The following is a 21058-nucleotide window of genomic DNA, read 5'->3' as shown; positions in this document are numbered from 1 at the left end:
CCCCGCCCCCCGTCACTTCACGCCGGCGGCGTCCATCCCGCGCAGCTCCTTCTTGAGGTCGGCGATCTCGTCCCGGATCCGGGCCGCCAGCTCGAACTGCAGCTCCCGCGCGGCGGCGAGCATCTGCTCGTTGAGCTCCTGGATGAGGTTGGCCAGATCGGACCGGGCCATCCCCTCCCGGGACGTGGCCGCCGCGCCGCCGCGGCCACGGCTGCGGGTCTCCTTGACCGGAGCCTTGCCCCGCGACAGCTGCCGGGCACCCCCGCCGACACGGGTGTTCTCGGTGTCCTCCGCCTCGCGGTAGATGTCGTCGAGGATGTCGTGGATCTTCTTGCGCAGCGGCTCGGGGCTGATCCCGTGCGCCTCGTTGTGCGCGATCTGCTTGGCCCGACGCCGGTTGGTCTCCTCGATCGCGTTCGCCATCGACGGGGTGATCTTGTCGGCGTACATGTGAACCTGGCCGGAGACGTTACGGGCGGCCCGGCCGATCGTCTGGATCAGCGACCGGCCGCTGCGCAGGAAGCCCTCCTTGTCGGCGTCGAGGATCGCCACCAGGGAGACCTCCGGCAGGTCGAGGCCCTCCCGGAGCAGGTTGATGCCGACCAGCACGTCGTAGTCGCCCTTGCGCAGCTCGCGCAGCAACTCCACCCGGCGCAGCGTGTCCACCTCGGAGTGCAGGTAGCGCACCCGAATGCCGTTCTCCAGGAGGTAGTCCGACAGGTCCTCGGCCATCTTCTTGGTCAGGGTGGTGACCAGCACCCGCTCGTCCCGCTCGGTGCGCAGCTTGATCTCGTGCATCAGGTCGTCGATCTGCCCCTTGGTGGGCTTGACGACAACCTCGGGATCGACCAGGCCGGTGGGGCGGATCACCTGCTCGACAAACTCACCCTGGCCCTGCTCCAGCTCCCAGGGGCCGGGAGTGGCGGAGAGGAAGACCATCTGCCCGACCCGCTCCAGGTATTCGTCGAAACGCAGCGGCCGGTTGTCGGCCGCGCTGGGCAGCCGGAATCCGTGGTCGATCAGCATCCGCTTGCGGGAGGCGTCACCCTCGTACATGCCGCCGATCTGCGGAATGGTCACGTGTGACTCGTCGACCACGGTGAGGAAGTCGTCGGGGAAGTAGTCGAGCAGGCAGTGCGGCGGGCTGCCGGGGAGCCGGCCGTCGATGTGCATGGAGTAGTTCTCGATGCCGGAGCAGAAGCCGACCTGCCGCATCATCTCGATGTCGTAGGTGGTGCGCATCCGCAGCCGCTGCGCCTCCAGCAGCTTGCCCTGCCGCTCCAGCTCGGCCAGCCGCTCACCCAGCTCGGTCTCGATGTCGCGGATCGCCCGCTCCATCCGCTCCGGGCCGGCCGCGTAGTGCGTGGCCGGGAAGATCATCAGCTGGTCGACCTCGCGGACCACGTCACCGGTGAGCGGGTTGAGGTAGTACAACTTCTCGATCTCGTCACCGAAGAGCTCGATCCGGACGGCCAGCTCCTCGTAGGCCGGGATGACCTCCAGCGTGTCGCCCCGGACCCGGAAGGTGCCCCGCTGGAACGCCATGTCGTTGCGGGTGTACTGGATGTCGACCAGCCGGCGCAGCAGCTGGTCGCGGTCGAGCTCCTGCCCGACGGCGGCCCGGACCGCACGGTCCAGGTATTCCTCCGGGGTGCCCAGGCCGTAGATCGCCGAGACGGTCGCCACCACGATGACGTCGCGCCGGGTGAGCAGCGACATGGTCGCCGAGTGCCGCAGCCGCTCCACCTCCTCGTTGATCGAGGAGTCCTTCTCGATGTAGGTGTCGGTCTGCGGGATGTACGCCTCGGGCTGGTAGTAGTCGTAGTACGAGACGAAATATTCCACCGCGTTGTGCGGCAGCAGCTCACCGAACTCCTTGGCGAGCTGGGCGGCGAGGGTCTTGTTGGGCGCGAGCACCAGCGTCGGCCGTTGCAGCCGCTCGACCAGCCACGCCGTCGTGGCGCTCTTGCCGGTGCCGGTCGCGCCGAGCAGCACCGTGTTGCGGTCGCCGCGCCGCACGCGGCGCTCCAGCTCGTCGATGGCGGCCGGCTGGTCGCCGGCCGGCTGGAACTCGCTGACGACCTGGAAGCGGCCGTCGAGCCGGGGAATGTCGAGCGCCATGACCCCAACGGTACGCCCGAGGTCCGACAGTTCCGGGCGACCACGGAGGGTCCGAGATCGGCTTCGATATTCCCATTGTGTGCCACATCTCACCCGGCTACGCTCCTACCGTAGGCCGCTCGCGGCGGCCGACCGGGCCGGCGGCCGCCCTCCAAGGGCCCGGCCGCCCCTGGACCGACGGTCGCAGCACCCGGGACGACCGGCGTGCGCGCCGACGTGGTCGCGCTGGACGCGCAGACCGGCCGCCGCGAGCGCCCCTGCTCGTCACCGGATCCGCCCAGGCGCGTTCTCCACTCGTGGAGACCTCCCCCGGACGCCGGTCCCGGCGCGTCCCGTCACCCGAACCCGGTCCGCTCCCCGCCGACGACACCCCAACCGACCCGGCCGGCACACCGCCAGCACGCGCGGCCGCCGAACCCGATCCCGGCACACCGCCCGCATGCCCGGCCGTCGAGCCCGAGGCGGCTGCGCCGGCGGCCACCCGCCGCTCCTCGGCCCCGACGGACGGCCCGGCCACCGGCGGCGCCACCGGGCGACCGGGCCGTTCCATCGACCAGCCCGAAGGCGTCGTCCGCCCCGCCGGGCCCGCCGAGGGCCCGGGCCGCCGGAAAGACGGCGCCGCCCCGCCCACGGGCATCCCCGGCCGCACCGAGCCGGCCCGGGGCGAGCCCACGACCGGCCCGACGCCCGGCACCGTGCCGCGCGAGCCCGGGCGCGGCCACCGGCGCGCCCGCCACGCCGCCGGCGCCGGGACGTTCCCGGGGCGTCGGCGGCGGGCCGACCCGACGACCGGCGGACGACCGGCCACGACGCGTGCCGGAGCCACGCCGGCCGACCACCACCCGGACGCGACCGGCGACCCGCCGGAACGGTCGACCCGGCACCGGGCCGTCCTCGTCGCGCTCGGCGTGGCCGCCGCCGTCTCGGCGGCGGCCCTGGTCGCCGGACTGCTGCACTGGTCGCCCCAGCCGACCGACCCCGCCCGGCCGCTCGCCCCGGTCGAGGCCGAGCGACTGGCGGCGATGCGGGTGACCAATCAGCGGGACGTCCGCGCCGGGGTACGCGTCAGGATCGGCACCGGCCGTGCTCGCGCCGAGCTGGTCGGCTGGGTCGACTGGGCCCGGCCGCTGGTCTACCTCGACGTGGGCGGGCCGGGCGCGGGCGTCGAGCGCGGGCTGGTGCAGGCCACCCGGTCGGCCATGGTGGTGCGGCCCGACCCGGCCGCGGCACCCACCCCCGCCGCGCCGCCGCTGGTGCCCCCCGACGACCGCTGGCGGCTGCGGGAGCCGCCCGCCGGACACGGCGTGGCCGCCGTCCGCGACCTGCTCCTCGGGCTCGGCACCGATCGGGTCGACGGCGCGCCGGCGGCGGCCCGCTGGAAGGGCCGGGACACCGTCGACGGCATCCCGGTCGACATCGTCCAGGCACCCCTGCCCACCTCCCCGCCCGGCCCCGCCGCGGCCACCGCCGGCCCGGACAGCGCCGCACCGTCCCGGCCGCCTCGCCTCTGGCTCGACCGTGACGCCCGGCTGCACCGGCTGGAGGGCTGGCTGCCCGACAACACGCCGGTCACCCTCGAACTGGCCCGCACCGACCGGCCCACGCTCCGCCCGGTTGACGCGCTCGGTGGCCTTCCGGGGCTGCCCCGCGCGCTCGCCGACGCCGAGCTCGACCGGCTCGCGCGGCTGCCCGCCCGGCTACGGGCGGCCGGTGGCGCCACACTGGCGCTGGCCGCACCGGTCGGCCCCACCGCCAACCTGCGCGCCGCCGGCTGGCTGAGCTGGACCGGATCCGCGGCATACCTGGCGGTGGGCGAGGTCGACACCCCGGGGCGCCGAACCCTGCTGCGCTGGCGGTCGGGGAAGGTGGCCCGGGTGGAGGTACCGGCGGACGGCGGGGCGGTGGAGGTCCCGGCCGCGCCGCCGCTGCCACCACCGGCCGGACTGGCCTGGCCGGCCGACCGGCCGCCCGGCGACGGCCTGGACCGGCTGCTGGACGCGGCACTGCGGGCCGGCGGGGCCGCCGTACCAACGGCGTCGGCCCTCAGGCTGCGCGGCGACCGGGTGGCGGGCCACGCCGTGGACGTCATCGAGGTACGGCCCGGCCGGGCGGCCCAGCGCTACTGGATCGACCGGGACGGCCTGCTGCGCCGGCTGGAGCTGCGAACCGGGCCAGGCACCTGGGCGCAGCTCGACCTCACCCCCGGCCGGACGCCGGTACTGCCCACCACCCACCGATCGCCAGGACAGACACCGCGCTGAGCCGGGTCAGGGCCGCCAGCCGGTCTGCGCGGCCCACTCCTCGGCGCGTAGGTGCTCCTCGTCGAACCAGGGGTCCTTCAGCGTCCCGTACGTGGCGCTGTCCGGCGCGACGGCGGCCAGGTCCCGCTTCACCTGCAGGTACGCGGCCCGCTGGCCCGGGTCGGCGCGCAGGTGGTCGCGCATCAGCAGCGCGTACCGCCAGCCGGGCGTGCCCGCGACCCGCAGGTGCAGGTACACCGGGCGGCCCGGATCGGCGCTGCCGTGCAGCCGCTTCTCCCACCGGGCGCAGCCGGGCGGGCGCGGGTTGTCCCACCAGTCGCCGGGCAGCCGCGGGAATCCGGCGTCGGCGAGCCGATCGGCGAGCGGGCCGTCCGCCTCCGCCAGCGACGGCACGGTGAGCTGGATGTCGATGACGTCCTTCGCGGCCAGCCCGGGCACCGCGGTGGAGCCGATGTGGTCCACCCGCAGGTCGGCCCCGACCGCGTGCCGGATCCGGGCGGCCAGCCGGGCGTACTGCCGGGGCCAGGTCGGGTCGGGCTCGGTGAGCCCCACCCGCTCCGGCCGGATCGCGCGCCGCTCGCGGACGTTGCGCTCGTAGGGCACCAGGCGGTCGCGCCAGAGCCCGTCCAGCGCGGCGTTCAGCTCGTCCAGGGTGCCGTCGTTGGTGAGCAGCACGTCGGCCGAAGCCTGCCGGCGGGCGTCGTCGGCCTGCGCGGCGATCCGCCGCTCGGCCTCCGCGCGGTCCAGGCCGCGGTCGCGCGCCAGCCGCTCCAACCGGGTGGTCACCGCCGTCTGCACCACGACCACCAGGTGGTACGTCGGGGCGAGTCCCACCTCGACCAGCAGCGGCACGTCGTTGACCACGATCGCGTGCGGGGGCGCGGCGGCGGCCAGTTCGGCGGTGCGCGCCCGGACCCGGGGATGGGTGATGGCTTCCAACCGGCGCCGGGCCGCCTCGTCGGCGAAGACGACGGCGCCCAGCGCCGCCCGGTCGAGGGCGCCGTGCGCGTCGAGCACGCGGTCGGAGAAGGCGGCGACGATCTCGGCGAGCCCCTCGCTGCCCGGGGCGACGACCTCGCGGGCGATCCGGTCCGCGTCGATGACCACCGCGCCGAGCGCGGCCAACCGGCTCGCCACCGCGCTCTTACCCGAACCGATCCCTCCGGTCAGCCCCACCATCAGCACCGGACCAGTCAACCCGATCACCGTGCCGGTGCCAAATTGGCCGGGGGCGGGAAAGGCGAAGGGCCCCGCCCCCGGCGGCCCGGTGGAACCGGATCGCGGGGACGGGGCCCGTCGTCGTCAGCCGACAGCTCCATCGACGGCTTCAGGTCGCGGCGCGGCGTCAGACGCGTCGCACTGGAGCTGTCGCAGGATCACTTGCCGCCGGCAAGCTTCTCCCGCAGCGCGGCGAGCGCCTCGTCGGTGGCCAGGGTGCCGGCCGGCTCCTCGGCCTGACGGCTCGGGGCCGAGGTCGAGGTGGTGGTGCCGGCGGACACGGCCGGAGCCGGGTTGGCAGCGGCCTCGGCGTCGGCGGCCCGGGAGGTCTGCACCTGCTTGGTGTGGGCCTCCCAGCGCTGACGCGCCTCGGCGTACTGGTTCTCCCAGGTCTCGCGCTGCTTGTCGTAGCCCTCGAGCCACTCGCCCGTCTCCGGGTCGAAGCCCTCCGGGTAGATGTAGTTGCCCTGCTCGTCGTAGGTCGCGGCCATGCCGTAGAGGGTCGGGTCGAAGTGCTCCTCGCCCTCGACGAAGCCCTCGTTGGCCTGCTTGAGCGACAGCGAGATCCGGCGACGCTCGAGGTCGATGTCGATGACCTTGACCATGACCTCGGAGCCGACCTGGACGACCTGCTCCGGGATCTCCACGTGGCGCTCGGCCAGCTCGGAGATGTGGACCAGGCCCTCGATGCCGTCGTCCACCCGGACGAAGGCGCCGAACGGCACGAGCTTGGTGACCTTACCCGGCACGATCTGCTGGATCGCGTGGGTACGGGCGAACTGGCGCCACGGGTCCTCCTGGGTCGCCTTCAGCGACAGCGAGACCCGCTCGCGGTCCAGGTCGACGTCCAGGACCTCGACCTCGACCTCCTGGCCGACCTCGACGACCTCGGACGGGTGGTCGATGTGCTTCCAGGAGAGCTCGGAGACGTGCACCAGGCCGTCCACGCCGCCCAGGTCGACGAACGCGCCGAAGTTGACGATCGAGGACACGACGCCCTTGCGGACCTGGCCCTTCTGCAGCTTGTTGAGGAACTCGGTGCGCACCTCGGACTGCGTCTGCTCCAGCCACGCCCGGCGGGACAGGACCACGTTGTTGCGGTTCTTGTCCAGCTCGATGATCTTGGCCTCGAGCTCCCGACCGACGTACGGCTGCAGGTCGCGCACCCGCCGCATCTCGACGAGCGAGGCGGGCAGGAAGCCGCGCAGGCCGATGTCGAGGATGAGACCACCCTTGACGACCTCGATGACCGAACCGCGGACGACGCCGTCCTCGTCCTTGATCTTCTCGATGGTGCCCCAGGCCCGCTCGTACTGCGCGCGCTTCTTCGAGAGGATCAGGCGCCCCTCCTTGTCCTCCTTCTGGAGAACAAGGGCCTCGATGTGGTCGCCGACCGAAACCACCTCGGCCGGGTCCACGTCGTGCTTGATCGACAACTCCCGAGAGGGAATGACGCCCTCGGTCTTGTAGCCGATGTCGAGCAGGACCTCGTCCCGATCGACCTTGACGACGGTGCCTTCGACAATGTCGCCGTCGTTGAAGTACTTGATGGTCTCGTCGATCGCGGCGAGGAAAGCCTCCTCGGAACCGAGATCGTCGTGGGTGACCTTGTTGGCGCTCGAGGGGGCCTCGATGCTGCTCGTCATGTGGGCGGTTGCTCCGGTCGGATGGGTTGTCACAGCAGGCGTGGCGTCGCGGTGACTCGTCCGCGCCAACGGATCCGTCGCCGGGCACACCGAACGATCGCCGTAAGAAGATCATTAGTGGCTCCGGTGACCGCGCACCTGCTCCCTGCCGAGGCACACGATCCGCGAGCGCATCGTCTAGCCTACCTGCTGCATTACCACAGCGTGCAAGCCCTCCCATGTCCTCACGACCTCGTCAGCTGCGAAAGCGGAGATTTCGCGCGGTAAGGGGCACGGGCTGTCTCGTCCGTCACATTCGCCCCACCCGTCTCACCCGCCGGCGACGGCCCCTCGCCGGCCCGCCCGGGTGAGGGCCTAGCGTGAGCGGGTGGATGACGACAGGGTGACCCGGCGCCGGGTGGGCGCCGGCGAGGTCCGCCGGGCCAACCGCGGCTGGTGGGACACCGACGCCGACGACTACCAGGCCGAGCACGGCGAGTTCCTGGGCGACCTGGACTTCGTCTGGTGCCCGGAGGGGCTGCGCGAGGCCGACGCCCGCCTGCTCGGCGAGGTCGCCGGCCGCCGGATCCTGGAACTCGGCTGCGGGGCGGCGGCCGCCGCCCGCTGGCTGGCCACCCAGGGGGCCCGGCCGGTCGCCCTGGACCTCTCCGCCGGCATGTTGCGGCACGCCGCGGCCGCCGCCGCCCGCACCGGCGTACGCGTGCCGCTGGTGCAGGCCGACGCGCTCGCCCTGCCCTTCGCCGACGCCGCCTTCGACATCGTCTGCACGGCGTTCGGCGCGATCCCCTTCGTGGACGACTCGGCGGCGGTCATGCGGGAGGTGTCCCGGGTGCTGCGCCCGGGCGGTCGCTGGGTCTTCTCGGTCACCCACCCGATGCGCTGGATCTTCCTCGACGACCCCGGCGAGGGCGGGCTCACCGCCGTGCACTCGTACTTCGACCGCTCCCCGTACGTCGAGCAGGACGAGCACGGGGTGGCCACCTACGTCGAGCAGCACCGCACCCTCGGCGACCGGGTCCGCGAGCTGGTCGGCGCCGGGTTCCGCCTCCTGGACCTGGTGGAGCCGGAGTGGCCGGCGGGGCACGAGGGCATCTGGGGGCAGTGGAGCCCGCTGCGCGGGCGGCTCTTCCCCGGCACCGCCATCTACGTGGCCGAGAAGCCCGCCGCCGGATAGCTGCCGTTTCCGCGGGCCGGCCCCGGGTACCCCGACGGCATGGCCGAGAAGGAGTTCCGCGAGGGCGACCACGTCTCCTGGGCCAGCCACAGCGGCCGGGCGTACGGCGTGGTCAAGGAGAAGCTCGTCGACCGGACGCACGTACGCGGGCACACCGTGAACGCCTCGCCGGAGGACCCGCAGTACCGCATCCGCAACGACCACTCCGGCCGGGATGTCGCCCACCGACCGGAGGCGCTGCGCCATGAGCCGGAGCGATGAGGAGCAGCAGACCTACCGGGAGTTCACCGAGGCGGTGAACATGAAGCCCGCCGAGCTGCGGAACTGGCTGGAGACCGACGAGTCCAAGCACGTCGGCTGGCGGAGAAAGGGCAGTCAGGGCGGCGAGTCGGTCGGCCACGAGTCCGGCCGGAGGATCGTCGAGCTGCTGCGCCGCAAGCGCGACGAGCTCTCCACCGCCGACTACCGGCACATGCGCAAGGTGATCGGGTACGTCCGGCGACACATGGCGCAGCGACCGAGCGGCGACGTCCGGAAGACCCGGTGGCGCTACTCCCTGATGAACTGGGGTCACGACCCCGTCAAGGCCCCGCTACCACCGCCCGGCGGCCGGTCCCGGCAGGCCCTGGAGCGGCACGGCGCCCCGCCGAAGGCGCGCCGGGGACCCGGACGCTGACCCCGCCGTCCCGCCCCGGGGAACGGCCGGGACGGGACGGGAGCCGGTCAGTGGTCGGCGCTGTTCCAGTCGCGGCCCTCGCCGACGGAGACCTCCAGCGGCACCGAGAGCGGATGGGCCTCCCCCATCTCCTTGCGGACCAGGGCCTCCAGGGTCTCCCGCTCGCCCCCGGCGACCTCGAAGACCAGCTCGTCGTGCACCTGCAGCAGCATCCGGGAGCGCAGCCCGGCCTCCCGCAGCGCGGTGTCGACGTGCAGCATGGCGACCTTGATGATGTCGGCCGCCGAGCCCTGGATCGGGGCGTTGAGCGCCATCCGCTCGGCCATCTCCCGGCGCTGCCGGTTGTCGCTGACCAGGTCGGGCAGGTAGCGGCGGCGGCCCAGGATGGTGGAGGTGTAGCCGTCCTGCCGGGCCCGGGCCACCACCTCGTGCAGGTAGTCACGGACCCCGCCGAAGCCGGCGAAGTAGTTCTCCATCAGCCCGCGCGCCTCCTCGGCGCTGATCCCGAGCTGCTGGGAGAGGCCGAACGCGCTCAGCCCGTACGCCAGGCCGTAGTTCATCGCCTTGATCTTGCGGCGCTGGTCACCGGTGACCTGGTCGACCGGGACGCCGAACACCGAGGAGGCGGTGGCGGCGTGGAAGTCGTGCCCGGAGTTGAACGCCTCGATCAACGCGTCGTCCGACGACAGGTGCGCCATGATCCGCATCTCGATCTGGCTGTAGTCGGCGGTGAGCAGGCACTCGTAGCCCTCGCCGACGACGAAGGCGCGGCGGATCCGTCGCCCCTCCTCGGTGCGGATCGGGATGTTCTGCAGGTTGGGCTCGGTCGAGGAGAGCCGACCGGTGGCCGCCACCGTCTGGTTGAACGTGGTGTGGATCCGGCCGTCGTCGGAGACCGACTTGAGCAGCCCGTCGACGGTCGACTTCAGCTTGGCCACGTCCCGGTGGCGCAGCAGGTGCGCCAGCACCGGGTGCGGCTGCTGGGCGTAGAGCCACTGCAGCGCGTCGGCGTCGGTGGTGTAACCCGTCTTGATCTTCTTGGTCTTGGGCAGGCCCAGCTCACCGAAGAGAATCTCCTGCAGCTGCTTGGGCGAACCCAGGTTGAACTCCCGGCCCACCGCCGCGTACGCGCCCTGGGCGGCGGCCTTCACCTCGGCGGCGAAGTGCGCCTCCAGCTCGGACAGGTATTCGGTGTCGGCGGCGATGCCGGTGCGCTCCATGGTGGCGAGCACCCGCATCAGCGGCAGCTCCACGCCGGCCATCAGCCGCGCCGACTGCTCGCCGTCGCGGGACAGCTCGGCGTCGATCGCGTCGGCCAGGTCGAGGGTGGCCCGGGCGTGCAGCATCAGGTTCTGCTCGGCCTCGCCGTCGTTGCCCAGCCCGTCCAGCGTGAGCTGCCCCGTCTCCGGCGTGTCGACCCGCAGCTCCCGGTGCAGGTAGCGCAGCGCCAGGTCGGTGAGGTCGTACGAGCGCTGGTCGGGGCGGGCCAGGTAGGCGGCGATCTGAGTATCCCGGGAGATGCCCTGCAGGTCCCAGCCGTGCGCGGCGAACGCCAGCACCGCCGGCTTGCTGTCGTGCAGCACCTTGGGACGCGAGCCGTCGGCCAGCCAGCCGGCCAGGGCCGCCTCGTCGGTCGCGTCGAGGGTGGCCGGGTCGCACCAGGCGGCCGCGCCGGACCCGGTGGCCAGGGCCAGCCCGGCCACCACCGCGGTGTGCCGCCGGTTGGGCCCGGTGTCGAGCTTGACCGCCGCGCCGACCGGGGTGCCGGCCGGGGCGTGCGTCTCCAGCCAGCCGGCGAGCGCGCCGGGCTCGGCGAGCACCTGGCCGGCCAGCTCGAAGCCGGCCTCGGCCTCCGGCTCGACGGCCTCCAGGTATTGATAGAGCCGGTCGCGCAGGATGCGGAACTGGAGGGTGTCGAAGACCTGGTGCACGGCCTCCCGGTCCCAGCCCTGCCAGCGAGCGTCCTCGGGGCGCACCGGCAGCTCCAGGTCGGAGACCAGGCAGTTGATCTCGTAGTTGCGGATCACGTCGGCGAGCCGCTCGCGCAGGCTGTCGCCGGCCTTTCCCTTGATCTCGTCGGCGCGGGCGATCACGCCCTCCACCCCGCCGTAGGCATTGATCCACTTGGCGGCGGTCTTCGGGCCGACCCCCGGGATGCCGGGCAGGTTGTCGCTGGTCTCGCCGACCAGCGCGGCCAGGTCGCGGTAGCGGTCCGGGACGACGCCGTACTTCGTCTCCACCGCCGCCGGGTCCATCCGGGCCAGGTCGGAGACGCCCTTGCGCGGGTAGAGCACGGTGATGCGGTCCCCGACCAGCTGGAACGCGTCCCGGTCGCCGGTGGTGATCAGCACCTCCATGCCCTGGTCGCGGGCTTGGCAGGCGAGGGTGGCGATGACGTCGTCGGCCTCGTAGCCCTCCTTCTCCACCACCGGGACGCGCAGCGCGGCGAGCACCTCCTTGACCAGGCTCACCTGGCCCTTGAAGTCGGTCGGGGTCTCGCTGCGGCCGGCCTTGTACTCGGCGTATTTCTCCGTCCGGAAGGAGCGGCGGGAGACGTCGAAGGCGACCACGATGTGCGTCGGCTGCTCGTCGCGGAGCACGTTGATCAGCATCGAGGTGAAGCCGTAGACGGCGTTGGTCGGCTGCCCCGTGGTGGTGGAGAAGTTCTCCACCGGCAGGGCGAAGAAGGCCCGGTATGCCAGGGAGTGTCCGTCGACGAGGAGCAGGCGCGGCGTCGTAGCTGTCACGGCAGCGACTCTATCCCCACCGGCCGACATCGCCCCGCACCCGGGACGCTGGCGCGGTGGCCGGCGGCGCGGGCTGCCGGGGCCCGGTGCGGCGGAGGCCGCACCGGACCCCGTCCGGTCAGAGGACCTTGGCCAGGAACGCCTTCGTCCGGTCGTGGCGCGGGTTCGCGATCACCTCGCGCGGGTTGCCCTGCTCGACGACCACGCCGCCGTCCATGAACACCAGCGAGTCGCCGACCTCGCGGGCGAACCCGATCTCGTGGGTCACCACGATCATCGTCATGCCGTCGCGGGCGAGGTCCTTCATCACGTCGAGCACCTCACCGACCAGCTCCGGGTCCAGCGCGCTGGTCGGCTCGTCGAAGAGCATCAGCTTCGGCTGCATGGCCAGGGCCCGGGCGATCGCCACCCGCTGCTGCTGGCCGCCCGAGAGCTGACCCGGGTACGCGCCGAGCTTGTCGCCCAGCCCCACCCGCTCCAGCAGCTGCGCCGCCCGGTCCCGGGCCTCGGCCTTCCTGGCCTGGCGCAGCAGCACCGGCGCCTCGACGATGTTCTGCAGCACGGTCATGTGCGGGAAGAGGTTGAACCGCTGGAACACCATGCCGATCGCCCGGCGCTGCGCGGCCACCTCCTTGTCCCGCAGCTCGTGCAGCTTGCCGCCGCGCTCCCGGTAGCCGATCAGGTCGCCGTCCACCCAGATCCGGCCGGCGTTGATCTTCTCCAGGTGGTTGATGCAGCGCAGGAAGGTCGACTTGCCGGAGCCGGAAGGCCCGAGCAGACAGCACACCTCCCCGGCGCGGACCTCCAGGTCGATGCCCTTGAGCACCTCGAGGGGCCCGAACGACTTGTGCACCTGCTCGGCCCGGACCATCGGGCCCGGCGTCTCGTCCACCGAGCCCGCCTGCTGAGGAATGATCAGCTCAGTCATCGCTCCGCCGTCCCGCTCGTGGTGCCACCGCTCTCGGCGGTGATGTCACGCAGCCGCTGCCGGGCCCGCTCGCTGCGCCCGACGCCCTTCGAGAAGTGCCGCTCCAGGTAGTACTGCCCGACCAGCAGGATGCTGGTCAGGAACAGATACCAGAGGGTGGCCGCGACGTACATCGGAAAGGGCTGGAAGGTCCTGGTGACGACCGCCTTGAGCTGGAAGAACAGCTCGGCGCTGACCGGCACGTAGGCGACCAGCGAGGTGTCCTTGAGCATCGCGATGGTCTCGTTGCCGGTCGGCGGGATGATCACCCGCATGGCCTGCGGCAGCACGATCCGGCGCAGGATCTGCGCCCGGCTCAGCCCGAGCGCCTGCGCGGCCTCGGTCTGCCCCTCGTCCACCGACTGGATGCCGGCCCGGACGATCTCCGCCATGTAGGCGGCCTCGGACAGCCCGAGGGCCAGCACGCCGGCGACGAACCCGGTGAGGATGTCCACCGCGGAGAACCCGAACAGCCGGGCCTCGAAGTCGTGCACGCCGAACAGCGCGCCGATCTGCCGGTCGAAGGGCAGGCCGAACTCCACCCGGGCCCAGAGGATGCCCAGGTTGCCGAAGAGGATGCCCAGCACCAGCCGGGGCACCGCCCGGAAGAACCAGGTGTAGACCCAGGAGACGCCGCGCAGGATCGGGTTCGGCGACAGCCGCATGATCGCGATGACGATGCCGAGCCCGATGCCGATCAGCATGGAGAACACGAGCAGCACGATCGTGCCGCGCAGCCCGGCGATGATCGGCGGCCGGAACATCTCGTCGACCATCAACGACCAGTTGAACGCCTTGTTCGTCACCAGCAGGTGCACGAACATGGCAACCAGCACCCCGATCACCGCGATGGCGATCCAGCGGCCGGGATGCCGCACGGGCACGGCCTTGATGGGTTCAGGCCGTGCCCGTTCGGGTGTTTCGATGTCGACCGACATGTCAGCCGGCGGGGTTCAGTTCGGAACTGGTCACGGCGCCGCCCTCGACGCCCCACTTCTCCAGCGCGGTCTTGTAGCTGCCGTCGGAGATGACCGCCTGCACGGCCTCCTTCAGCACCTCGGCGAACGCCTGCTGGTCCTTCTTCACCGCGTAGCCGTACGGGGCCGACTCGTAGATGTCGCCGAGCAGCTCCAGCTGGCCGCCGCTCTGCTTCACCGCGTACGCGCCGACCGGGGAGTCGGCGAGCATGGCGTCGTCCTTGCCACTGACCACGGCGGCGGTCGCGTCGCTCTGCGCCTGGTACTGGTCGATGGTGATGGCCGGCTTGCCGGCGTCGGTGCACTTCTTCGACCGGGCGGTGATGTCGTCCAGCTGCACGGTGCCGACCTGCACGGCGACCTTCTTGCCGCAGGCGTTCTCGTTGTCCACCCCGCCCGGGTTGCCCTTCTTCGTCGCCCACTGGGTGCCGGCGGAGAAGTAGCTGACCATGTTGACGCTCTTGAGCCGCTCGGCGTTGATGGTGAACGACGAGACGCCGACCTCGTACTTGCCGGAGTCGACGCCAGGCAGGATCGCGTCGAACGGCGCCGACTCGTACTCGGCCTTGAGGCCGAGCTTCTGCGCGACCGCGTTGAACAGCTCGACGTCGAAGCCGATGACCGTCTTGCCGTCGTTGTCGATGAACTCCGCCGGGGCGTACGTCGAGTCGGTGCCCACCTTGATCACGCCGTCGGCCTTGATGGCGTCCGGCACCTTCGCGGCCAGGTTCGTGTCGGCCGTCACCGAGGGGCCGGCACCGGGCGTGCCGGAATTCTCCTTCTCGCCGCACGCGGCGAGGGAGACCAGCAGGACAGCCGCGCCGGCGACGCCCATCGCCGCCCGCCGACCACTGTTGAAGTTGCGCATCGTTGAACTCCTTTGAGGGATCGTCGGTCAGGCCACGCCGAGGTAGGCCTCTTTGACCGACGGGTCGTGCAGCAGCTCGGCGCCGGTGCCGCTCTTGACGATCCGTCCGGTCTCCAGCACGTACGCGCGGTGCGCCCGGGCCAGTGCCTGTTGGGCGTTCTGCTCCACCAGCAGGATCGTGGTGCCCTGCTGGTTGATCTCGGTGATGATGCTGAAGATCTGCTGGATCAGCATCGGCGCGAGACCCATCGACGGCTCGTCCAGCAGCAGCAGCTTCGGCCGGCTCATCAGCGCGCGCCCGACGGCCAGCATCTGCTGCTCGCCGCCCGACAACGTGCCACCGGCCTGCTTACGCCGCTCGGCCAGCCGGGGGAAGAGTTCCATCACCCGGTCGAGGTCCTGCGCGATGCCCGCCCGGTCCCGCCGGGTGTACGCACCGATCTCCAGGTTCTCCAGCACCGACATACCCGGGAAGATGCCGCGCCCCTCGGGGGCCTGGCACAGCCCGCGGCGCACCCGTAGGTCCGCCCGCAGCTTGGTGATGTCCTCGCCGTCGAACCGGATGCGTCCGGAGGCCACCGGCCGGATCCCGGAGATCGCCCGCATCGTGGTCGACTTGCCGGCCCCGTTGGCGCCGATCAGGGCGACGATCTCGCCCTCGTCCACCGTCAGGCTGATCCCGTGCAGCGCCTGAATCCGCCCGTACAGCAGGCTCACATCGTCGATCTCAAGCAGCATCGTCCGGTACCCCCAGGTACGCCGCGATCACCTTGTGGTCGTCCCGCACCTCGGCGGGCAGCCCCTCGGCGATCTTCTTCCCGAACTCCAGCACCACGATCCGGTCGGTCACCCCCATCACCAGACGCATGTCGTGCTCGATGAGCAGCACGGTCACGCCGGTGTCGCGGATCTGCCGGATGAGCTGGAGGAGCTCCTCCTTCTCCGCCGGGTTGAAGCCGGCGGCCGGCTCGTCCAGGCACAGCAGCACCGGGTCGGTGGCCAGCGCGCGGGCGATCTCCAGCCGCCGCTGCTCGCCGTAGGAGAGGTTGCGGGCGAACTCGTGCATCCGCTTGCGGATGCCGACGAACTCCAGCAGGCGCTCGGCCTTCTCGCGGCCCTCGCGCTCCTCCCGCCAGTGCCGGGGCAGCCGCAACAGCGCGGAGACCACACTGGTCTTGTGGTGCGCGTCCGCGCCGACCAGGACGTTCTCCAGCGCGGTCATCTCCGGGAAGAGGCGGATGTTCTGGAACGTCCGCGCCATGCCCATCTGGGTGATCCGGTGCCGCTTCTTACCGCTGATCTTCTCGCCGCGGAACCGGATCTCCCCCTTGGTGGGCTGGTAGATACCGGTCATCGCGTTGAAGCAGGTGGTCTTGCCGGCGCCGTTCGGGCCGATCAGACCGAGGATCTCGCCCTTGTAGAGGGTGAAGTCCACCTCGTTCAACGCGACCACGCCGCCGAAGCTCAGCGTGACGTTGTCGACCTCCAGCAGCGGCTCCCGTCCGGGCACCGTCTCCGCCGCCGGAGCAGCGGCCTGCGCGGGAACGGCCGGCTTCTGCTCGATCTCACTCACCGACGATCACCTCCTTGCGGCGGTCCTTGAACTCCGCCGCCCGTCGTCGGTTCGGGATGAGGCCCTGCGGCCGGAAGATCATCATCACCACGAGCACCAGGCCGAAGAAGAGGAACCGGTACTCGTAGAGCTCCACGCCGAACAGCTCGATGCCACGGAACCGCTCGATCATGTACGCCACCAGGCCGCCGCCGACGATGGCGCCGACGATGTTGCCGGAGCCGCCGAAGATGACCGCGGCGAGGATGATGATCGAGTTGAGCAGCTCGAAGTTCTGCGAGTTGACGAAGTTCTGCTTGCCCGCGAAGAGCGCGCCGGCCAGGCCGGCGATCGCCGCGCCCGACGCGAACGCCCACAGCTTGAACTTGAAGGTCGGCACGCCCATCAGCTGAGCGGCGTCCTCGTCCTCACGAATGGAGATCCACGCGCGCCCCACCCGGCTGTGGGTCAGGTTCCGCACCCCGATCACCACCAGGATGATCAGCGTGAGCACCAGCCAGTAGTACGGCCGGGCGTCGAGGATGCCGAAGAACGGCTTGCCGTCGGCGTACTTACCCGGCGGGTGCGGGATCTGGTTAAAGCCCCGCTGTCCCTTGAGGAACGGAACGCTGACCGCCGAGATCCGGATCATCTCGGCGAAGCCGAGGGTCACCAGCGCCAGGTAGTCACCGCGCAGCCGCAACGTCGGCGTGCCGAGCATGACGCCCGAAACCATGGTCAGCGCGATCGCCACCGGCACCACCAGCAGCCACGGCCAGAGCGTCTTGATGTCGCTGCTCGGCGAGGTCAGCACCGCCACGGTGTACGCGCCGACGGCGAAGAAGCCGAAGTAGCCGAGGTCGAGCAGGCCGGCGAAGCCGACCACGATGTTCAGCCCGACGGCCATCAGCACGTAGATCGAGACGGTGAACATCACCTGGGTGAAGTTCGAGCCGGTGGTCGGGATCGGCCCCAGGTACTGGTAGAACTCCTTGTTCGGCAGCGCGTAGAAGAACACGATGACCGCCACCAGCAGGGCCCACCGCACCCACTTCGGCGCGCTGCGCCACCGCTCCCCGACCGCCTCGCGGCCGGAACGCACCCGCTCCTGAACGGTCGTCATGCCCGTGCCCTCCCCAGCGACTCACCGAGCAGACCGGTCGGCCGGAACATCAGCAGCACCACCAGCACCGCGAAGGCCGCGAAGTCCTTCCACTCCGAACCGAACAGACCCGAGGCGTAGTTCTCCACCACGCCCAGCAGCAGACCGCCGACCAGCGCGCCGCGCAGATTGCCGATGCCGCCGAGCACCGCGGCGGTGAACGCCTTGAGGCCCAGCAGGAAGCCGACGCTGTAGGTCAGCGTGCCGATCTTCACGTCGTAGAGCAGACCGGCCACGCCGGCCATGGCGCCACCGGCGATGAAGACCATCATGATGATCCGGTCCTTGTTCACGCCCATCAGCGCGGCGGTGTTGGCGTCCTGGGCCACCGCCCGGATGCCGCGACCGACCCGGCTGCGGTTGATGAACTGATCCAGCGCGAACATCATCACCAACGCGGCGCCGACGGTGAGCAGCTGCACCGAGTCGATCGGCACGCCGGCGATCTCGAACAACGGCTTCGTCTCGACCAGGCTCGGAGCGCCCTGCGGGCGCCGGCGGGTGTAGACGCCGAACGCCTCCGAGATCGCGATCGACGCGCCGATCGCGGTGATGAGGAAGGCCAGCGGCGGGGCGTTGCGCTTACGCAGCGGCCGGTACGCCACCCGCTCGATGACCGTCGCCGTGCCCGCCGAGGCGATGGCCGCGACGATCACCGCCACGAGCAGGTAGAACATGATCGAGCCCAGCCCGCTGACCTGCGAGTTCTGGTCCAGGCCGAAGCCGTTCCAGGTCCACAGCGCGGCGAACGCGCCGGCGATGAAGACCTCGGAGTGGGCGAAGTTGATGAGTCTCAGCACGCCGTAGACCAGCGTGTAGCCGAGCGCGACCAGGGCGTAGATGGCACCCTGCGTCAGGCCGGTCGTGGTGAGTTCTCCGAAGTTGGAGAACAGTCCGTCGAAGTTCAAGGGCGGGACGCTCCATCGGGGTCTGGAGAGAGAAAAATGGGGTGCGGCCGGGAGCGAGCTCCCGGCCGCACCCACGATCAAGCCGTAGTCGCCGTCACAGCGACCGAGGTCAGGACTTCGGAATCTCCTGGTCCGGGACGACCTTGCCGCCCACCACCTTGAACGCCCAGACCTTCACCTGCGCCGGGTCCAGCTCGCCGCCCTCGACGAACTTGTAGCTGGCCGCCACGCCCTCGCCGGAGTAGCCCTTGACGAACTCGAGCAGGTCCGAGCGGGAGGTCTTGCCCGCCTTGATGCCGGCGAGCAGGATGTTCGCCGCGTCGTACGCGGTGTCGCTGTAGGTGCCCGGGTCAGTGCCGTTGAGGGCCTTGAAGTCCGCGGCGAAGGTGCCGCGCGCCTCGGTGGCCGGCTGGCACGGGCAGGTGAGGATGGTGCCCTCGGCAGCCGCCGCACCGGCGGAGTCGATGTACGCCTGGTCGTTCACGCCGTCACCAGCGACCAGCGGAGCGGTGACCCCGGCAGCGGTCAGCTGCTTGCGGATCAGGCCGGCCTCCTGGTAGTAGCCACCGTAGAAGATCGCCCCGACGTTCGCGTTCTTGACCTTGGTGACCACGCCGGAGAAGTCGGTCTGCTTGCCCTCGCCCTGGACCTTGTCCGAGCCGGCCACGGCCGAGCCGAGGACCTTCTTGACCTCGTCGGCCAGACCCGCGCCGTACGCGGACTGGTCGTCGATCACGTAGACCTTGTCGGCCTTGATCACGTTCTTGATGTAGTTGCCGGCCGCGGGGCCCTGGCTGAAGTCGTTGCCGACCGCCCGGAAGAAGGTCTTCCAACCCTGCTGCGACAGGCTCGGTCGGGTCGCCGACGCGGTGATGTGCACCAGGCCCGCCTCGCTGAACAGCGGGTCGGCGGCCTCCGACTCACCGGAGTAGGCCGGCCCGACGATGCCGAGGATCTTCGCGTCGTCGATGGCCTTCTGCGCCAGACCCGGGGCCTGGTCGGGGCTGCCCTGCGAGTCGAGCGGAACCAGCTCGACCTTGCAGTCGGCGTTCTCCTTGTTGTACTTGTCGACGGCCAGCTTGACGCCGTTGTTCTCATTGATACCGAGCGCCGCCGAGCTGCCGGTCAGCGCACCGAAGAACGCGATCTTGTTGCCGCACTTGTCGCCGCCACCGGACGCGGTGTCGTCTCCACCACTGCTGCAAGCGGTACCACCGGCGACGAGCGCCAGCATGGCGGCCCCACCGATCACCCGCGCGAGCTTCTGCCTCAAGGCCCGAACCCTCCTCCGTCGCATGGCCCAAACCACCCGCTACCAATTGGCCCTTGCGGGGGTGGACGAACCAGACCGTCGTCGCCGGTCTGGGCCGGGACGTTATCCCACCTGGGAGGTGTGGCGTAAGTCCTACGAGAGCGGGTTGACCGAACCGTTACACGCCGTGCCGGATCGGAAGCGATCGCTGTAAGAACCTTCGGCCACGAGAGGCCTGCGCCTTGGTTTCCTCGGTAAGTGGCCAACGCTGTATCACCCGCTACCGATCGACGATCGGCACCGCCGCCCACCAGGCACGGGACCCCGCACCGTCATCGGCGACCACCACTAATCGATCTCCGCCGAACGCCGCCGCCACCGCCGTGTCCCCACCATCGGACACCACGACCGGCAACACCATCGACCGCCACGAGCCGCCCGAATCGACCGAGAACCACAGGCCGTGGCGAGCCCCGTCGCCGGTCACCGCCAGCAACCCACCGCCAGCGGCCGACACGAGCCCGTGCACCGACGACACGCCCGGGCCGGCCGCAGCGAAACCACCGACCCTCCGCCAGCCCGCCGCACCGATCCGCTCCGCACCGCCACCAGGCGGCACCACCCGCCACACCCCGAACCCGTCCCGCAGCGAACCGACCACCACCACCGCACCGCCCACCAGAGCAACCCGCTGCGCCTGGCTCCGCCCGTCCGACGCCGGCAACTCCACCCGCCGCCAGGCCCGCCCGTCCACCGACGTCCAGGCCAGCGGCAGCGCCGCCGTCGCGTGCGGCGGCAGCACCGCCCCCACCACCAGCCACCCCGGCGGTACGGCCACCGCGTCCAACCCGACCGTCCGGCCCCGGCCGTCGCCGGCCAACTCCGGCACACCCTCGCGCAGCGTGAACCGCTCCCCGTCCGACGAGGTCCACACCGCTGCCCCGTCGGCCCGGGACCCGACCACCAGCCACCCGCCCGGCCCCGCGACCAGCCGGGAGACGCTCACCGCCCGTGGTCCCCCGTACAGCTCGAACGGGGCCGGCACCTCCCGCAGCGTGCCGTCGGGGGCCTGGGCCCAGGTGCCCGTACGCGGATTGCCGTGCACGCCCCCGTTCCGCGCGCCCACCGCTCCCAGCCGGCCCTGACGACAGGCCGCCGCGTAGAGCACGTGCCGCCGGCCGTAGAAGCTCGACGGCGCGATTGGCACCGACGACCACGAGAGACCGTCCGCGCTGGTCCACGCCGCCGGCCGGGTCTCTCCCTCGGGGTCGGCCACCCCGCCCACCACGAACCAGTGCCCGGCGCAGGCCGCCACGTCGCGCAGCAACAGCCGGCCGGGCGTTCCCGGCAGCACCGGCAGCGTCAGCGACCGCCACTGCGGACGGAGCGGTTCGGGATCGGCGTGCGCCGGCGAGCGCACGCAGCCGGCGAGCAGCACGACGGTGACACCGAGCACCGCCACCAGCCGCCGCAACGCCACGGGTCAGACTTTATCGATCACCGCCGCTCCCGCACAGGGGGAATCGACG

At 71.4% G+C, this 21058-nt stretch carries 17 protein-coding genes; 4 read left to right on the top strand and 13 right to left on the bottom strand.

Annotated features, from left to right (window positions below):
• Positions 1–12 precede the first annotated feature (12 nt).
• The gene (gene uvrB / locus ACNAVT_RS11975) at positions 13–2121 is read right to left on the bottom strand and encodes an excinuclease ABC subunit UvrB (RefSeq protein ID WP_416295562.1); all 2109 of its coding nucleotides are present in this window, start codon (positions 2119–2121) and stop codon (positions 13–15) included.
• A gap of 296 nt (positions 2122–2417) precedes the next feature.
• On the opposite strand from uvrB, the gene ACNAVT_RS11970 reads away from it, so the two are divergent.
• Positions 2418–4382, top strand: a complete 1965-nt coding sequence (locus tag ACNAVT_RS11970; protein WP_416295560.1) for a hypothetical protein — start codon at positions 2418–2420, stop codon at positions 4380–4382.
• A 6-nt stretch (positions 4383–4388) separates the two neighbouring features.
• Here ACNAVT_RS11970 and coaE read toward each other — a convergent pair whose 3' ends face one another.
• Together coaE and rpsA are read right to left on the bottom strand one after the other, a co-directional pair.
• On the bottom strand, positions 4389–5567 hold the full coding sequence (coaE, locus tag ACNAVT_RS11965; protein ID WP_416295645.1) for a dephospho-CoA kinase: 1179 nt from the start codon (positions 5565–5567) through the stop codon (positions 4389–4391).
• Positions 5568–5758: 191 nt separating this feature from the next.
• Positions 5759–7246 (bottom strand): 30S ribosomal protein S1, encoded by a 1488-nt coding sequence (rpsA, locus tag ACNAVT_RS11960; protein WP_416295558.1) that lies wholly within the window; start codon positions 7244–7246, stop codon positions 5759–5761.
• Positions 7247–7613: 367 nt separating this feature from the next.
• Between rpsA and ACNAVT_RS11955 the strand changes: the two genes are divergently transcribed.
• From ACNAVT_RS11955 to ACNAVT_RS11945, 3 genes are read left to right on the top strand one after another with little or no spacing between them, the layout of a single operon-like run.
• A complete protein-coding gene (locus ACNAVT_RS11955; RefSeq protein ID WP_416295556.1) occupies positions 7614–8420 on the top strand; it encodes a class I SAM-dependent methyltransferase in 807 nt (268 codons plus the stop codon).
• A 39-nt stretch (positions 8421–8459) separates the two neighbouring features.
• Complete coding sequence (locus ACNAVT_RS11950) at positions 8460–8681, top strand: DUF2945 domain-containing protein (protein WP_416295555.1); 222 nt, start codon at positions 8460–8462, stop codon at positions 8679–8681.
• A complete protein-coding gene (locus ACNAVT_RS11945) occupies positions 8665–9096 on the top strand; it encodes a DUF3140 domain-containing protein (protein ID WP_416295553.1) in 432 nt (143 codons plus the stop codon). The genes ACNAVT_RS11950 and ACNAVT_RS11945 overlap by 17 nt, the downstream gene beginning before the upstream one ends.
• Positions 9097–9143: 47 nt before the next feature.
• Here ACNAVT_RS11945 and polA read toward each other — a convergent pair whose 3' ends face one another.
• From polA to ACNAVT_RS11895, 10 genes are all read right to left on the bottom strand, one after another.
• Positions 9144–11843 (bottom strand): DNA polymerase I, encoded by a 2700-nt coding sequence (gene polA / locus ACNAVT_RS11940; RefSeq protein ID WP_416295551.1) that lies wholly within the window; start codon positions 11841–11843, stop codon positions 9144–9146.
• A 118-nt stretch (positions 11844–11961) separates the two neighbouring features.
• Entirely contained in the window at positions 11962–12771 is an 810-nt protein-coding gene (locus ACNAVT_RS11935) for an amino acid ABC transporter ATP-binding protein (protein WP_416295549.1), read from the bottom strand.
• On the bottom strand, positions 12768–13748 hold the full coding sequence (locus ACNAVT_RS11930; protein WP_416295547.1) for an amino acid ABC transporter permease: 981 nt from the start codon (positions 13746–13748) through the stop codon (positions 12768–12770). Before ACNAVT_RS11930 ends, ACNAVT_RS11935 begins: the two co-directional genes overlap by 4 nt.
• Before the next feature lies 1 nt (position 13749).
• Entirely contained in the window at positions 13750–14655 is a 906-nt protein-coding gene (locus ACNAVT_RS11925; RefSeq protein ID WP_416295546.1) for an ABC transporter substrate-binding protein, read from the bottom strand.
• Positions 14656–14682: 27 nt separating this feature from the next.
• Complete coding sequence (locus tag ACNAVT_RS11920; RefSeq protein ID WP_416295544.1) at positions 14683–15393, bottom strand: ABC transporter ATP-binding protein; 711 nt, start codon at positions 15391–15393, stop codon at positions 14683–14685.
• Complete coding sequence (locus ACNAVT_RS11915; protein ID WP_416295542.1) at positions 15383–16228, bottom strand: ABC transporter ATP-binding protein; 846 nt, start codon at positions 16226–16228, stop codon at positions 15383–15385. The genes ACNAVT_RS11920 and ACNAVT_RS11915 overlap by 11 nt, the downstream gene beginning before the upstream one ends.
• Positions 16221–17330 (bottom strand): branched-chain amino acid ABC transporter permease, encoded by a 1110-nt coding sequence (locus ACNAVT_RS11910; protein WP_416295540.1) that lies wholly within the window; start codon positions 17328–17330, stop codon positions 16221–16223. The genes ACNAVT_RS11915 and ACNAVT_RS11910 overlap by 8 nt, the downstream gene beginning before the upstream one ends.
• On the bottom strand, positions 17327–18277 hold the full coding sequence (locus ACNAVT_RS11905; protein ID WP_416295538.1) for a branched-chain amino acid ABC transporter permease: 951 nt from the start codon (positions 18275–18277) through the stop codon (positions 17327–17329). Before ACNAVT_RS11905 ends, ACNAVT_RS11910 begins: the two co-directional genes overlap by 4 nt.
• 109 nt (positions 18278–18386) lie before the next feature.
• Positions 18387–19550: a branched-chain amino acid ABC transporter substrate-binding protein gene (locus ACNAVT_RS11900; protein WP_416295536.1), complete on the bottom strand. Its 1164-nt coding sequence runs from the start codon at positions 19548–19550 to the stop codon at positions 18387–18389.
• 259 nt (positions 19551–19809) lie between these two features.
• Complete coding sequence (locus tag ACNAVT_RS11895; RefSeq protein ID WP_416295534.1) at positions 19810–21009, bottom strand: hypothetical protein; 1200 nt, start codon at positions 21007–21009, stop codon at positions 19810–19812.
• Positions 21010–21058: the final 49 nt, after the last annotated feature.

This window comes from Micromonospora sp. SL4-19, assembly GCF_047921475.1.
In the GTDB taxonomy this organism is placed as follows: Bacteria; Actinomycetota; Actinomycetes; order Mycobacteriales; family Micromonosporaceae; genus Micromonospora.
The sequence above is the reverse complement of the archived record's forward strand: the minus strand, read 5'-3'. Positions and strand labels throughout refer to the sequence as shown.